The sequence below is a fragment of the uncultured Tateyamaria sp. genome (assembly GCF_947503045.1).
GTDB lineage: Bacteria > Pseudomonadota > Alphaproteobacteria > Rhodobacterales > Rhodobacteraceae > Tateyamaria.
This window is the reverse complement of sequence record NZ_CANNCF010000005.1, coordinates 160,781-176,239: the sequence shown is the minus strand read 5'-3', so window position 1 is coordinate 176,239 and position 15,459 is coordinate 160,781. Positions and strand designations below refer to the sequence as shown.

The 15,459-nt window shown below is 62.2% G+C and carries 14 protein-coding genes; 5 read left to right on the top strand and 9 right to left on the bottom strand.

The genetic code is table 11. The annotated features are described in order from the left end of the window. Positions 1-88: 88 nt before the first annotated feature. From Q1A89_RS19570 to Q1A89_RS19540, 7 genes are all read right to left on the bottom strand, one after another. Positions 89-1,243 (bottom strand): carbohydrate ABC transporter permease, encoded by a 1,155-nt coding sequence (locus Q1A89_RS19570; protein ID WP_299732478.1) that lies wholly within the window; start codon positions 1,241-1,243, stop codon positions 89-91. Next, positions 1,243-2,271 (bottom strand): sugar ABC transporter permease, encoded by a 1,029-nt coding sequence (locus Q1A89_RS19565; RefSeq protein WP_299732475.1) that lies wholly within the window; start codon positions 2,269-2,271, stop codon positions 1,243-1,245. The genes Q1A89_RS19570 and Q1A89_RS19565 overlap by 1 nt, the downstream gene beginning before the upstream one ends. After that, positions 2,268-3,824: a GMC family oxidoreductase N-terminal domain-containing protein gene (locus tag Q1A89_RS19560; RefSeq protein ID WP_299732472.1), complete on the bottom strand. Its 1,557-nt coding sequence runs from the start codon at positions 3,822-3,824 to the stop codon at positions 2,268-2,270. The genes Q1A89_RS19565 and Q1A89_RS19560 overlap by 4 nt, the downstream gene beginning before the upstream one ends. Positions 3,825-3,831: 7 nt before the next feature. Beyond that, the gene (locus Q1A89_RS19555) at positions 3,832-5,052 is read right to left on the bottom strand and encodes an extracellular solute-binding protein (protein ID WP_299732470.1); all 1,221 of its coding nucleotides are present in this window, start codon (positions 5,050-5,052) and stop codon (positions 3,832-3,834) included. Positions 5,053-5,152: 100 nt separating this feature from the next. After that, the gene (locus Q1A89_RS19550; protein WP_299732467.1) at positions 5,153-6,199 is read right to left on the bottom strand and encodes an ABC transporter ATP-binding protein; all 1,047 of its coding nucleotides are present in this window, start codon (positions 6,197-6,199) and stop codon (positions 5,153-5,155) included. 146 nt (positions 6,200-6,345) lie between these two features. Then, on the bottom strand, positions 6,346-8,499 hold the full coding sequence (locus Q1A89_RS19545) for a thiamine pyrophosphate-dependent enzyme (protein WP_299732464.1): 2,154 nt from the start codon (positions 8,497-8,499) through the stop codon (positions 6,346-6,348). Between the two features lie 132 nt (positions 8,500-8,631). Continuing rightward, complete coding sequence (locus Q1A89_RS19540; protein ID WP_299732461.1) at positions 8,632-9,855, bottom strand: acyl-CoA dehydrogenase; 1,224 nt, start codon at positions 9,853-9,855, stop codon at positions 8,632-8,634. Positions 9,856-10,153: 298 nt separating this feature from the next. Between Q1A89_RS19540 and Q1A89_RS19535 the strand changes: the two genes are divergently transcribed. Then, the gene (locus Q1A89_RS19535) at positions 10,154-10,501 is read left to right on the top strand and encodes a hypothetical protein (protein ID WP_299732458.1); all 348 of its coding nucleotides are present in this window, start codon (positions 10,154-10,156) and stop codon (positions 10,499-10,501) included. Here Q1A89_RS19535 and Q1A89_RS19530 read toward each other — a convergent pair. Then, complete coding sequence (locus Q1A89_RS19530) at positions 10,498-11,175, bottom strand: SOS response-associated peptidase (protein WP_299732455.1); 678 nt, start codon at positions 11,173-11,175, stop codon at positions 10,498-10,500. The genes Q1A89_RS19535 and Q1A89_RS19530 overlap by 4 nt on opposite strands. Positions 11,176-11,252: 77 nt before the next feature. Between Q1A89_RS19530 and Q1A89_RS19525 the strand changes: the two genes are divergently transcribed. Continuing rightward, positions 11,253-11,819, top strand: coding sequence for a flavodoxin family protein (locus Q1A89_RS19525; protein ID WP_299732452.1), 567 nt, complete (start codon positions 11,253-11,255; stop codon positions 11,817-11,819). Positions 11,820-11,946: 127 nt separating this feature from the next. Here the strand turns inward: Q1A89_RS19525 and Q1A89_RS19520 are convergent, their stop codons facing one another. After that, the gene (locus Q1A89_RS19520) at positions 11,947-13,500 is read right to left on the bottom strand and encodes a bifunctional metallophosphatase/5'-nucleotidase (protein WP_299732448.1); all 1,554 of its coding nucleotides are present in this window, start codon (positions 13,498-13,500) and stop codon (positions 11,947-11,949) included. Between the two features lie 140 nt (positions 13,501-13,640). Here Q1A89_RS19520 and Q1A89_RS19515 point away from each other — a divergent pair, with 140 nt between their 5' ends. The 3 genes from Q1A89_RS19515 to Q1A89_RS19505 are packed head-to-tail and all read left to right on the top strand — an operon-like array spanning position 13,641 to position 15,459. After that, complete coding sequence (locus tag Q1A89_RS19515; protein ID WP_299732445.1) at positions 13,641-13,988, top strand: DUF952 domain-containing protein; 348 nt, start codon at positions 13,641-13,643, stop codon at positions 13,986-13,988. Further along, positions 13,985-14,419 (top strand): DUF1330 domain-containing protein, encoded by a 435-nt coding sequence (locus Q1A89_RS19510; protein ID WP_299732442.1) that lies wholly within the window; start codon positions 13,985-13,987, stop codon positions 14,417-14,419. The genes Q1A89_RS19515 and Q1A89_RS19510 overlap by 4 nt, the downstream gene beginning before the upstream one ends. Beyond that, a complete protein-coding gene (locus tag Q1A89_RS19505) occupies positions 14,416-15,459 on the top strand; it encodes a quinone-dependent dihydroorotate dehydrogenase (protein WP_299732440.1) in 1,044 nt (347 codons plus the stop codon). The genes Q1A89_RS19510 and Q1A89_RS19505 overlap by 4 nt, the downstream gene beginning before the upstream one ends.

Here is a 15,459-nt window from a genome sequence, read left to right as displayed (position 1 = left end):
GATCTGGCGCCCCCGCAAATGAAATCCCGTGGCATCCTGTTCAGCGCCGGGTGGCGTTGCATCCGGCCAGAGCGCGATGATTTGCTCATCAGCCTTTCACCGCCCCCGCTGTCAGCCCAGATACGATCTGGCGCTGGAATACCATGACCAGAAGGAACAGGGGCGCCGTAATGCTGACCGCCGCCGCCACCGCCTCGACCTGATCGGTCGTGGTGGTTTCGCGGTTGAAATAGCCCGCAATGGCCGGAACCATCGTCTGGTTCTGGGCATCCAGCAACAGGGCGGTGACGAGGAAATCGTTATAGCCCAGCAGGAAGCTGAACAGCCCCGTTGTGATCACTCCTGGCCACATGACCGGCATGATCACGCGCCGGAACGCCTGAAAGTGGGAACAGCCATCAACGCGGGCCGCCTCGTCCAACTCACTTGGGATGTTCTGAAAGAACGAGCGCAGCATCCAGATCGTAAAGGGCTGGTTGATCGCCACGAGCACCGCGATGATCGCCCAGGGCTGACCATAAAGCGTCGGACTGAGATCACCCAGGATCGGGCGCAGGATTTCCGCCGAGTTGATGAACCACGGCAAATAGCCCGCCACCAGCACCGAATGCGGCAGCGCGCGGAACACCAGCGCGACGATCAGCAGCCAGAAGGCCAGGTTCGATCCCGACCGTGCCAGCCCGTAGCCTGCAAGCGTGCCCACCGTCAGCGACACCGTCACCACGCCAGCGGTCACGATCATCGAGTTCATGAAGTTGCGATAGAACTGGTTCTCGCCCCAAACGGCCACGTAATGCTCAGTTGTGAGGCCGATGATCGGCGTGCCGAGCGGGCCAAGGATGCTGTTGAGCGCGCCGAACACGTAAGGCAGCACGCCAAAGAAGATCAGCACAAACAACAGGCCATAGACCAGCGCCCCGATCAGCCATCCCAGCGCGATCATACCGGGCGGCGTGAATCGCTCCACCAGTCCGGGCAGACGGGTGAACGCCCAACGGATCGCAAAGAACAGGAACACGAGGCCCAGCACGATGTCGATGAGGCTCAGCCCGTTTCCGGCCGCCCGCGTGGCAGGCCCGGTGATCACGTCCCACGCACTGGCCGCAAAGGCGTCACGCGGGGATTTCACGCTCATCACGGCAATCCACACGATGGGAAAGGCCGCGATCAGGCACCAGAAGGCGAGGAAGGCACCGGACGCAAGTTTGAGCGACAGCGGCTGTGCGGTGGCTTTGCTGGACATCAGTGTGCCCCTCCCTTGTGGTCGCGCCATGTGCGGCGCAGCGGCAGGATCAGCAGGATCACGATCCCGATCATGGTCAGCATCGAACTGGCCGCAGCCCGGCTGATGGCGCGGTTGCCCGCATCATCCGGCGTGAGGAAATTGAAGGTCAGCCATTGCAACGAGATCACGTGCGCCTCGCTTCGGAAGCCGATGATCTCGTCAAAGACCCGGTAGCAGTCCATCAGATGGATCAGCGCGATAAAGATGATCAGCGGCATCAGGTGCGGCACGATCACATAGCGCAGCCGTTCAAACCGGTTGGCCCCGTCGATGATCGCGGATTCCAGCGTGTCCATGTTCACGGTCTGCAGGCCTGCATAGAAGATTACAAAAGCAAAAGGCGCCACGTGCCAGACCCTGTAGAAATACATGAGCAATTCGATCGTCCAGGCCTGCGCAAACATGGCAATGTCCTGCCCGGTCCAGCGTTCCAGCGTGGCAGTAAGGATGCCATCCCCCACAAATAGCCAGTAGATCGAAAGCGACCCGATCACCGGCGTGATGATAAAGGGCAGGAGCGAGATAAAAATCACCGGCCCCCGCACCGCCTTGGTCGCATTGTTGACCGCGAGCGCAATGATCAGCCCGACGCCAATCACCAGTGGCAAGGTCAGCAGCGTGAACACCAGCGTAAAGCGCAGCGCCCGCCAGAAATCGATCTGCAGGATGTCACGCAGCGCGCCATTGCTCACTGCCTCCCAGACTTTGTCCATCTGCAGCACGTTGCGATAGCTTTGCAGGCCGACCCACGACGTCGTGGTGATCGTCTTGCCGGTTTCTTCGTCGATGGTGGGCACCGTTTTGACTTCGGTGGTGCAGGTCTGGGTCAGGAAACCGGGCGTGCAGGTTTCGACCTCGACCTGCTGCATGACCGGTTGGGTCACCTGAAAGGACTGGATGAACACCGAGATGAGAGGGGCCGCGATAAAGAGAAGCATCATGAACACGGACGGGGCGACGAACCAGAAGAATGTCTTGAATTTCATGCGGCAAGCCTTTCTGCGGCAGCGGCGGCGACAAAGCCTCCGATCTGCCATCCAATCATCATCGACGGGGCATTGGTGTTGGCCGAGGTGATGCGCGGCATCACGCTGGCATCGGCGACCCAGAGGTTCTGCACACCCTTGAGCGCACCCTGCGCATCAAGCGGCCCGCCAAGGGCCACGGTGCCCACCGGGTGATAGGCGGTGCCCGCGCGCATGCGGATCGTTTCGCGCAGATCATCGCCCGTCACGTCAGGGCCGGGAAAGGCCTCGGGCGCGCGGCGGGTGCCAAAATCGGCCTGCGCCAACAGCGCACGCAGCCGCGCCACACCGGCCACCATCATGTCAAGATCACGAGCATCGCCAAACAGGTTCAGATCAATCAGCGGCGTAAATCGGTCCTTGCCGATCCGCAAACGTCCGCGCGAACGCGGCTGGCACAGGCACACATCCGCAAAATAGCCCGCCCCCCAGACAATCGCCCGCCCCTTCCAACCCATCATGAAAGGCAGGAAATGGGTCTGAATCTCGGGCGTTTCACTGTCGGTGACGCTGTAGAACGCCCCAGCCTCGACCGTGTTTGAACTCAGCCGCCCGGAACGGGTCAGCAGCCATTGAAACGGCGACAGCGCCCAAAGGGGGAGCTGCGCCAACGTCAGCCCATAGCCTGATCCTGTGCCTGCAAAGTGCAGTCCGAACCCCGGATGATCATGCAGGTTGGCCCCGACTCCCGGCGCATCAAGTCGCACGTCGATTCCCGCTGCGCGCAGGTCGTCGGCAGGGCCAATGCCAGAACGCATCAGGATCATCGGCGATTCAATGCTGCCCGCAGACAGAACCACCCCGGCCCGCGCGATGATTTGCCGCCCGTCGCGCAGGGTGACCCCGGTGGCGCGGGTGCCATCAAAGCTCACACGGTCCACCTCCGCCCCGGTCAACGTCATGGCGTGCGAGGGGCGCAGGAATCCATCAGCCGCCGACCAACGCGCGCCGTTGCGCATGTTGCAGTGAAAGACACCCGCACTTTGGCGTTCAGGCGTGGGCGGGGCGTTTGGGTCATTGGCGGCAAAGACCGCGCCAAAGACCTCGGACAGCGGATGGGGATGAGGCAAACGGGCGGGCGACATGCGCGCCTCCACGTCGTTAAAGGCCGACCAGACGGTGTCACTGTCCCAGCCCGGCAAGTCCCAGGCATCGAAATCGCCACGGGTGCCGCGAAACCAGACCATGGAATTGATCGACCCCGACCCGCCCAACATCTTGCCGCGCGGCACGCTGACGGAACGACCGCCCGCGGTCTCCATCGGCACGGTCTGACGTTTCCAGTTCCGCGTGTTCGAGCGCATGAGGTTCACCAGCCCAAAGGGCACCTTGACCCGGATATCGCGATCCGATGGCCCCGCCTCGATCACACAGACCTGTGCGCCCGGTTGTTCGGCAAGACGCGCCACAGTCGCGCATCCAGCAGAGCCACCGCCCACAACAATATGATCAAATTCGGTTTGCATCTGTCCCCCGGAAGATCGGCTGGCCAGAACGTATCCGGCCAGCCGCATGGTTTGCTTATTCCAGCACACCGGCCTCTTTGGCCGAAGTGGTGTAGGCCTCTTCGATGGCCACCAGCGTCGCTGCAGCGTCACGCTCACCTGTGAGGAACGCAGGCAATTCGTTGCCCAGTGCCGTGTGCAGCAGACCCATCTGCGTGGTCGACGGATAGGCCGGTGCGGCAGGGGACGCGGTTGCCGTGGCAATTGCGCCTTCCGCCAGTGGGCCGGGCTCATAGCCTTTGACCAGCCAAATCGCCGCCTCGTTGTTGGCCTTGACCATCTCTTCGTCCAGACCTTCCATCGCCAGACGGAAGGCGGCGTCAGCCTCTTCGTCGGTGATGTTGGCGGCGATCACGATGCCGTCCCACCACAGCGTGGTGGCAGGTGCGCCGCCGTCCATCGCCATTGGGGCTGCGGCCATCTTGACCTTGCCCACAACCGAGCTTTCGGCTTCGTCATCCATGGCTCCGCCACGGCTGGCCCAAAGGTTGGAGATGGCGATCTTGCCCTGCTGGAACTGCTGCTGGACGTAGGTGGAATCGCTCACCAGCACTTCTGGGTCAGTATAGGCCAGCGTTTTCTCCATTGTTGCCAGCGCCTTGAGGCCAGCATCCGAGTTCACGGCCGTCGTGTTGTCGGCGTTAAAGAACGCGCCGCCAAAGCCGGGATACATGTTCACGAATTCCTGCGCGAGGTTCCAGCCGGACTTCATCGTGGCCCCGATGGGGTGATCCACAACGCCTGCGGCCTTGATGGTTTCAGCAGCAGCAAAGACCTCGTCCCACGTGGTCGGCACGTCGAGGTTCAGCTCTTCGAAGATGTCAGAGCGGTACATCAGGTGCTGAGTGTTGACCATCATGGCAATCGCCATGGTCTTGCCATCCACCTTGATCAGCTGGTTGGGCGACAGGTTCTGACCGTACTTGGCCACCAGATCGTCCAGCGGGCGGATCGTGCCTGCGTTCAAGAGCGGCGTGACGGTCCCGTTGGACACCCCACCAATGTGATAAAGCGACGGGTTGGCTTCAAAGGCGGCAGGCTGCTTGGTGCGGAATTCCTGATCAAGCTCGGCCTGGAAATTGCCGCACTCGGCCATGGCGTCGGTGACGGCTTTCCATGCTTCGAACCCTGCGGAGAGCGATTTCAGAGGCACCTCGTTTTCATAGGCGCAGGCCGCAAAGGCCGATGTGCCCATAAGCGAGACAGCGCCCGCCAGTGCCAGTTTCTTCAGATACATTTGCAAACTCCCTGTTGCGTATGTGCCGGTGCATCTTGCAAGTCTGCACCGACGTGGATTGGCCCGCGCCCCGGGTGCCCCCGGAGGTCGGGCAGGTCCGTCAGGCGAGGCGTTCGCCGGACGTACTGTCAAATGCGTGACAGATCGCGCTCGGGACGGAGAACGACACGGTGTCGCCGATCTCTGCCCGGAATTCCTTATGTGCCTTGACCGAAACCAATTGCCCGCCTGCGCGGACGGTCAGCATGGTCGCGTCCCCCAGCAATTCGATGGTGTAAAGCGGTGCGGTGATCTCGCCGCCCTTGTCGGCGACAGCAGCGTCCTCAGCCCGGAACCCCATAGTGACGGGGCCATCGGGTGCCGACAGGCCCGTGATCTCGACCTTGTCGCCGGTAAAGGTGCCGCCCGACATGGTGCCATCCATCAGGTTCATCGCCGGAGAGCCGATAAAGCTTGCCACGAACGTGTTGGCCGGGTTGTCATAGATTTCGGTTGGCGTGCCGACCTGCTGAACCTTGCCCTGTTTCATCACGACAACCCGGTCCGCCAGCGTCATCGCCTCGATCTGGTCATGGGTCACGTAGACGGTCGTGACCTTGAGCTCATGGCTGAGATTCTTGATCTGGGCACGGGTGCTGACCCGAAGCTTGGCGTCCAGGTTGGACAATGGTTCGTCCATCAAAAACACGTTGGGTTCGCGCACAATGGCACGGGCGAGGGCCACGCGCTGGCGTTGCCCGCCGGACAGTTCCGCAGGTTTGCGGTGCAGGAAGTCATCCAGTTCCACCATTGCGCTGGCGCGGCGCACCCGCTCATCATGGGTGGCGGGATCAGCCTTGCGCACTTTCAGCGGAAAGCGAATGTTTTCATAGACATCGAGGTGCGGGTACAGGCCGTAGGACTGGAACACCATCGCCACATCGCGGTCCTTGGGGTCCAGATCATTGACCCGCTTCCCGTCGATGATGATGTCGCCTTCGGTCGCGTCCTCAAGACCGGCAATCATGCGCATGGTCGTGGTCTTGCCACAGCCCGAGGGGCCCAACAGCACCAGGAATTCCTGATCAGCGATGGTCAGGTCAAAGTTATCGACCCCCACGAACGTCCCCCAACGCTTGTTGATATTGCGGAGCTGAATTTCGGCCATCGGAGTCCCTCGCAGCAGCTTGTTAACCAAGGCTAGACACCGGGTATGCGACTTGGCAACTGTTTTTTGCACACGTGTGCAAAATGACCGCCGGATCAGGGTTTGGCAGCGAAAATTCGTGGCGATTCCTTGCGCAAGGCGCGGACTCAGCCCTTTCTCAGGACCTCTACCGCGGCGCGAATCCCCTCGGCCGAAGGCAGCGTATCGCCATAGGCGCGGCCCGTGGCGATGAAACTGTCCTCTGCGGTGTAGCGTGCAATCTTGCGATGCCCGGCCTCGAAAAGTGCTGCCATGACCCCTTCGGCCACCCCACCCGAGCGCCGCGTTTCGTCCACCACCAGAATGTGGCTGCACCCTTTGACCGCATCCAGCAGGCTTTCGAAAGGCAAGGGGGCCAGCCAGCGCAAATCCACAAGCCGAGCGCCTTCGACCTGCGCCTGCGCCTGCGCGGCCAGATATCGGCCATTGGCAAATGTCACGATGGCCAGATCTCCGCTGCCCTCGACCCCGACCTGCCCCAACGCAATCCGTTGATCCGGTGCAGGATAGGTGCGCATCCACGCTCCGTCCCCGGGTTGTACATCCCGCATTGGATAGAGTGCGATGGGCTCGACAAAAACGCACAGCCGGTTTTCCTCGCGCGCAAGGCGATGGCATTCGCGCAGCATCATCGCCGCCTCCGCCCCATCCGAGGGGCAGGCCAGGATCAACCCGGGAATGTCGCGCAATACGGCCAACGCATTATCGTTGTGAAAATGCCCCCCGAACCCCTTTTGATAGCCCAAGCCCGCAATGCGCAGCACCATCGGGTTGGCCCACTGCCCGTTGGAAAAGAACGGCAGCGTCGCGGCCTCGCCCCGGATCTGGTCTTCGGCATTGTGCAGATAGGCCAGGAACTGGATTTCAGGCATGGGAATGAACCCATTGTGGGCCATGCCGATGGCCAGCCCTAGGATCGACTGTTCATCCAGCAGCGTGTCGATCATGCGCGACGGACCAAAGCGGTTCAGCAGCTTTTGCGTCACTCCATAGACCCCGCCCTTGCGGCCCACATCCTCACCCATGATCACGGTTTCGGGATGGGCAAGCATCAGGTCCGTCAGCGCCCAATTGATCAGCCGCGACATCGGCTGAGGTGTGTCCAACTGTGCAAAGTCTGATCCAAAGGCCGCAGCACGCGCCTCCGGGCTTGGCCCATTGCTTGGCGTGCAGTCCCGTTTGGGCGGAACAATGGCCGCCATCACCTCTGCGGCCCCTTTCAAGGGTGCCGCCTTGGCCACTTCGGCTGCTTCGGTACGACAACGCGCGAGCGCGGTCTCGTAAATGCCGAGAACATCGGCCGCGGACATGCCCTGCGCGACCAGCCCTGCGGCCGAGTAAAGCAGCGGATCATTGGCCTCATCCGCTTCGACCTCGGCGCGCGGCAGGTAACTGGTGGCGACATCCGCACCGGCATGCCCATACAGACGCACCGTGCGCAGGTGCAGCACGGCCGGTTTGCGATGGGTGCGCACATATGCGGCAGCTTCGCTGGCCGCGCGATGCGCATCCCAAAGATCACAGCCATCGCCCGCGAAATAGGTCAGACCCGGACGATGCGCGAGGCTGGCAGCCACCCACCCGGCAGGTGATTTCGTCGAAATCCCGATCCCGTTGTCCTCGCAGATGAACAAAAGCGGCAGGGGCACGCCCTGCACGCTGGTCCAGCCTGCGGCATTGATGGCACCCTGTGCTGTGGAATGATTCAGCGAGGCGTCGCCGAAACTCGCCACTGTAATGCCGTCGCGTGGCAGGATCGCCGCCTCGGAACGGATCTTGCGCGCCAACCCGATGCCGAACGCCGCACCCAGCGCCTTGGGCAAATGGCTGGCAATCGTCGAGGTCTGCGGCGGAATGAACAGATCGCGGCTGCCCAGCACCTTGTGCCGGCCCCCGCTGGTCGGATCATCGGCCGCACAGGCATAGCTGAGCAGCATGTCGCGGCACATGTCCTGCCCTTTTTGCGCGGCCCGGGCCACCTGAAACGCACCGTCGCGGTAATGAAGAAAGGCGATGTCATCGACACGCAGCGCATGGGCCACCGCCGCCATCCCCTCGTGCCCGGACGAGCCGATGGTGTAAAACCCCTGCCCGGCCTTTTGCATCTCCCGGCTGACGATATCGAGCGCGCGCGTCAGGCACTGGTGCTCAAACAGTGCGCGCGACGTGGGGCTATCAAGGCCCTGCGGCACCACCTCAGGCAGGTTGCCAGCAGTCACCCGGGCCAGAAAATTGTCGTGAACGATTGAAACGCGGTCCATGAGGCCTCTGTCGGAGTAAAGATTTCAATGCCTCCGGCGTTGGTATTTTTGGTCAGAAGAAACATACTCCGCACTTCTTCTGACCCGAAATACCATCGGGGGTCAGGGGGCAGACAGCCCCCGGTCATGGCTTTAGAAAAAGGCCTGCAGCCCGGTCTGCGCGCGCCCGAGGATCAAGGCATGCACATCATGGGTGCCCTCGTAGGTGTTGACCGTTTCAAGGTTCATCATGTGACGCATTACCTGAAACTCTCCCGATATCCCGTTGCCGCCATGCATGTCGCGGGCATGGCGCGCGATCTCCAGCGCCTTGCCGCAATTGTTGCGTTTGACGATGGAAATCATCTCCGGTGCGGCCTGGGCTGCGTCCATCAACCGGCCGACCTGCAACGAGGCCTGCAGGCCCAGCGCGATCTCGGTCTGCATATCGGCCAGTTTCTTCTGAAACAGCTGGGTCTGGGCCAGCGGCTTGTTGAACTGTTTGCGGTCCAGACCATATTGGCGCGCCGCGTGCCAGCAGAACTCTGCCGCGCCCAGCGCCCCCCAGCTGATGCCGTAGCGGGCCCGGTTCAAACAACCGAACGGGCCCTTGAGGCCCTGCACATCGGGCAGCAGCGCATCTTCGCCCACTTCGACATCCTTCATCACGATCTCGCCGGTGATCGAGGCGCGCAAGGACAGCTTTTGCTGGATTTTCGGCGCGGACAATCCGTTCATCCCCTTTTCAAGGACAAAGCCGCGGATCTTGCCGCCATGGGCGTCGGATTTGGCCCAGACGACAAAGACATCCGCAATAGGCGCGTTTGAAATCCACATCTTCGCGCCGTTCAGCACGAAACCACCGTCAGTCTTTCTGGCGGTCGTCTTCATCCCCGCAGGGTCAGACCCCGCGTCGGGTTCCGTCAGGCCAAAGCAGCCGATCCATTCGCCGCTGGCGAGTTTGGGCAGGTATTTCTGGCGCTGCGCTTCGGAGCCATAGGCATAGATCGGATACATCACGAGGCTGGATTGCACCGACATCATCGACCGATATCCCGAATCGATGCGCTCGACCTCGCGCGCCACAAGCCCATAGGACACGTAAGAGCCGCCAAGTCCGCCATATTCCTCGGGCAGCGTCACACCCAGCAGGCCCATCTCGCCCATTTCGCGGAAAATGTCCGGGTCTGTGGTCTCATCGGCAAAGGCCTCGACAATGCGCGGGGCCAGCTTTTCCTGCGCATAGGCGGCGGCGGAGTCCTGGATCATCCGCTCGTCTTCGCTTAGTTGCTGGGACAGGCGGAACGGATCGGCCCAGTCAAAGCTGCCCAGATCGGGGGCATCCTTGGCCTTGAGGATCTTGGCTTCTGCATTCATCAGAACTCTCCTTTGCGGAATTGGCGCGCAGCACAGTATGGCAGCGATCAGTGCAACATTCTAACCTGGCCCCGTTGTGCCGCGAACCGATGCGCAAAGGCAACGTATGTCGGGGTGTTTTTTGCACGGTCTGCCCGCCCGCAAGACCGACACGACGCCTCGCCGCACTGCCCGCATTTCAGACAAGTGCCCAGACGCTGCCGTCCTGTCGCCCCATTTTCGCCCCATTATACGCCCATACACTGACACATATGATTCTGACTTTCGGGTGGGGCCGAAATAAACAAGGAGTGCTGCCATGAAGCGCGCGTTTTCCATAGTGGCAACGGTTGCCGCCCTGTCCGTTGCATCCGCTGCGGCTGCAACCGAACACACTATTCTCATTCTGCCGGATGCCTATTTCCCGCAGATCACCTATGTCGACAACGGTGACTCGGTCCGCTTCGTCAACGTGTCGGGTGCAGAGCACAACATCATCGCACAGGACAGCAGCTGGGAAATCGGACCCATTGCTGATCAGGGCGAAGCTGTTCTGTCAGTCAATTCGGTCACCGAACGGTCCTTCTTCAACAAGGACGCCACCGGCGAAGACGGCACCTATATCGTGCAAGGCGACATCAGCTTTGACACCGCACCCCTGAACTAAGTCAGGGACGGGTCAATCGGTTCAATCAGATCAGGCCCGCTGGCCCTGTTCGAATTGACGCTTTTGTCGACCCGGTGCCAGTACAGTGTATCATCAGTGGCCGCACGCATCAGCGTCGCGGCCCCTTTGCCCTGTTCGCCCAGCCATAACGGAATATCACCCGGTTCCAGTATCACCGGCATGCGGTGATGGATCGCTGACATCGGCGCATTTGCACCTGTCGTCACGATGGCCGCCGTGCGCATGCCTTCTGTTTCGCCCTTGACCGTCCAGTCCTGCCAGATCGCCGCAAAGGCCAATGGCGCGCCATCGCTGCGACGAATGTACCAAGGCAGGCGCGCATCCCCGTCCCGCGTCCATTCATAAAACCCTGATGCCACGATCACGGCCCGCCGCGCGCGGCAAGCGGCGCGAAAGGCGGGCTTTTCCGCGATGGTTTCGCTGCGCGCATTGATCAGCAGCGGGCCATCATTGGGCTTTTTGTACCAATGCGGGATAAACCCCCAGCGCATCGCCGTCAGCCGCCGCTGCCCGTCCAGTGTGCTGACCACATGCACCGCGTTGGTCGGGCACACGTTGTAGTTCGGCACATCAGGCAAGTCATTGGCCGGCACCGCATTAAACAGCTGCGCCATGGCGTCACTCGGCAAGGTGATGGAAAAGCGGCCACACATGGGGACAGAGCATGGAACGGCGCGGCGGCGCAGGCAAGCCGCTTGCAGCGCAGGCAAGCCGGCGGCATGGTCGCGCGATGACACGCACTCCACTGAACATCGCCCTGCCTTATTATTCCGGCGCCGGTCACACCGCCCAGATAGCGAAGGCCATCGCCGAAGGTGCCTTGGGCGACGGTGTTGTGGCCCATGTGCTGGATGTCGAAACCATCTGCGCCGCCGACTGGGCCACACTGGATCAGGCCCACGCCATCCTGTTTGGCGCACCAACCTATATGGGGTCGGTCGCCGCCCGCTACGGTGCCTTCCTCGAAGAGGCGGGCGAGCGCTGGATGGACCTGGGCTGGAAGGACAAGATTGCAGGCGGCTTTACCGTCGCCACCTTTCCGTCCGGGGACAAGCTGGCCACTTTGCAGCGGTTTTCGGTCTTTGCCGCGCAAATGGGCATGATCTGGCTGGGCCCTGCCGAAATCGGCGCACCCGTCTATCCCGAGCGGGAAGGGGCGAATGCCGATGGCAGTTGGTTGGGCCTCATGGCCAGCAGCGCACGCACCCCGCGCGGCGCAGTGCGCGCAGGTGATCTTGAAACGGCAAAGCGGTTTGGGGCGCGCGTGGCGCAGATGACGATCCGGTTCAACTCATAGGGTGCAGGACACCTGCACCTTACGCGCTCAGCCAATGCGGGCCGGCCAAGAAAAGACCCCGCCTGCTTGGCGCAGACGGGGCCGTTGTCAGAAGCCGTAAGGCGCACCCATTGGTGCGCCCGCCAATTTACTTCGCAGTGATGCGTCCATCCGTGTAGGGCGTGAACGGCCCCTTGGCGGCCAGAAATTCTGCCGTGACGTCGGCCAGATCAGGGCCATAGTCATAGGCATTGGCCGCGTCCTTGAACATCGCATAGCCGTCGCCGCCATTGCGCACATAGTTGTTGGACACAACGCCGTACATCTTGGCCATGTCGATTGGCGCACCGCCAACCATCACGTCGCTCACACGGCTGCCCGCAGGCTGGGCCGCGTCAAAGGCATAGCTCATCCCCGCCACTTGCGGGAAACGCCCGGCCCCATCTTCGATCTGGCTCACGCCGTTTTCGAGGGCGGCGACAATGGTTTCACCACTGACCTGGAAGGTGGATAGCGTGTTCTGGAAGGGCAGCACGGTCAGCACCTCACCCATGGTGACAGGGCCCGCATCGATCGAGGCGCGGATACCGCCCCCGTTCTGGATGGCGATCTCGATGCCCTGATCCTTGACCCTGTCCAGCATCGCATCGGCAATGAGCGAGCCCATCGAGCATTCCTTGGCGCGGCAAACCTCGCGGTCACCGCCAATGGGCTCTGCAGCCTCGGCCACCACGCGGTTGCGGATCTCGTCCAGCGGCTCGGCGGCTTCGGCGATGCGGGCCTTGACCCCCTCATCCTCGGTGACGGCCGCGTCGATGATCAGCGGCGCGCCCGCAGCCTCGGTGATTTCGCCCGCCTCGTTGAAGGTCACATTCAACTCGCCAAGGAACTTGCCATAGGCATAGGCCTGCACGATGGCCGTGCTGCCAACCATGGTGGGATAAGGCCCCTCGGCGCGCTCCATATCACCCAGCAACGTGTTGGAGTGGCCGCCCACGATCACGTCGACGCCCGTTGTTTCGGCGGCGACCTTCTGATCGACGCCATAGCCCGAGTGGCTGAGCACGACGATCTTGTTCACACCCTGCTCGGTCAGCTTGTCGACCTCGCCCTGCACTGCCGCAACCGGATCAGAGAAGGTGATGTTTGGACCCGGGCTTGCCAGTTCATGCGTGTCTTCGGGGGTCAGGCCAATCAGGCCGATCTTTTCGCCACCGCGCTCGATGATCACCGATTTTGGCAGCTTGTCGGCAAGCAACGGCTCTTGGGTCACATCCGCATTGGACATCAGGATCGGGAATTCGACCGCATCCATGAAGCCGCGCAACACTTCGGGGCCATCGTCGAACTCGTGGTTGCCCACGGTCATCGCGTCATAGCCCATCTGGTTCATCATTTCCGCCGCCAGAGCACCCTTGTAATAGGTGTAAAACAGCGTGCCCTGGAACTGGTCGCCACCGTCCACAAGGATCGAATTATTCGACCGCCCGCGGGCGTCGTTGATCGCCGTGATCAGCCGGGCCGAGCCGCCAAAGCATTTGCCTTCGGCGTTGTCTTCCGCACCGCAGCCGCTGTCATACTTGTTGATGGGCTCAAAGCGCGCATGAAAGTCATTGGTGTGCAGGATGGTCAGCGTGTAATCCGCCGCCGCGGTGCCTGCGCTGAGGGCCAGCGCGGCGGCGCCCATTAGAAATCGGGTCATTTGGAGTCTCCCAGGTTGGTTATGACGGTATCGTGACTCCAAGTCGCGCCGAGAGTCAAAGCCAGATATGATCCGCTGACGCAACGGAGAGGTGACAGCGCGCTCTTGACCGTTTGCTGGGCGACAGGCATCAGGTGCCCATGCTGATTTACAAGATTTTCCGCGCCCCCGAATGGGCCACACTGCGCCGCGACGGGACCACCACGGGCGCGCCCATCGACGTGGCTGACGGCTATGTCCACTTTTCCACAGCAGAACAGGCAGGCGAAACAGCGGCAAAGTATTTTGCCGATGTGGATGACCTGTTCCTGATCGCGGTCGAGACGGACAGCCTAGGCGACGATCTGAAATGGGAACCCTCGCGTGGAGGTGCCCTCTTCCCCCACCTTTACCGCGAATTGGCAATCGCCGATGTCCACTGGGCGCAACCCTTGCCCATCGTGGACGGCGTGCACCAGTTTCCCGTCGGGGGCGGGTTCGACACATGAGCGACCACCATATCGATCCGACCCGCGCGCAGTTCCAGGCCTTCAAGGGTCTCGACCGGGATCACCCTATCGACATGCTCAATCTGGTGCGATTCCGCGATCTGGCCAACTACCCCGGCGATCACGAACTGGCCCGCGACGGGCTGACCGGGGCCGAAGCCTACGCGCTATATGGCAAGCAAACCGCTGCCATCCTGAAAAAGGTCGGCGGCAGCATCCTGTGGCGCGGTGGTTTCGAGACCACCCTGATCGGCCCCGAGGGCGAGGCGTGGGATGCGGTGTTCATCGCCCGCTATCCAACCGCACACGCCTTTCTCGCGATGATCTCCGACCCCGACTATCAGCGCGCCGTCGTGCACAGGCAGGCTGCCGTTGCCACGTCTCGCCTGATCCGCACCCAAGGCGCAGGTGGCGGGGACAGCTTCGGATGAAGCGCGCCATCGAGCAGTTCGGCGTCGCGGCCCTGCGCCGTCTGGATCCCGAAACCGCGCATGGGCTGGCGCTCAAGGCTTTGCACACTCCGCTGGCGCACTTGCCGGGTCCGGTGACAAGCGCGCGCTTACGTTGTCAGATCGCCGGTCTGAGCCTGCCCAACCCCGTGGGCCTCGCCGCTGGCTTCGACAAGAACGCCACGGCCACTGCCCCCCTGTCACGCGCCGGTTTTGGCTGGATCGAGGTGGGCGCCGCCACCCCCCTGCCCCAACCCGGCAACCCGCGCCCGCGCCTGTTCCGTCTGTCCGAGGACAAGGCCGCCATCAACCGCTTCGGCTTTAACAATGACGGGATGGAGGCGATCACCCGGCGCCTGTCCAAACGGCCCAGGGGCGTGCCCGTCGGCCTCAATCTCGGGGCCAACAAGGACAGCGCCAACCGGGCCGAGGATTTCGCCCGCGTGCTCGCCCACGCCGCACCCCATATCGACTTTGCAACCGTCAACGTCTCCAGCCCCAATACCGAGAAACTGCGCGACCTGCAGGGGCCGATGGCACTGGCAGCCCTGCTGGACGGCGTGATGCAGGTGCGCGGCAAAGTGCCCGTGTTTCTCAAGATCGCGCCCGACCTCACCGATCAGGATCTGGCCGACATCGCCAAGGTGGCGACCGACGCGCGCATCGCCGCGATCATCGCCACCAACACCACGCTGGATCGCGCGGGCCTCAACAGCACACATGCACAGGAAAAGGGCGGCCTGTCCGGCCAACCTTTGTTTGAAAAATCCACCCGCGTTCTGGCCAAACTGCACAATCTTGCGAACATCCCGCTGATCGGGGTCGGCGGTATCTCTTCAGCGGAACAGGCCTACGCCAAAATCTGCGCCGGGGCCTCGGCGGTGCAACTCTATACCGGGCTGGTCTATGGCGGGCTCAGCCTTGCAGCCACGATCGCACGCGACCTCGACACTCTGCTGGAACGCGACGGCCACGCCTCCATCGCGGCAGCCACAGGCACAAAAGCCAAAGACTGGCTCTGA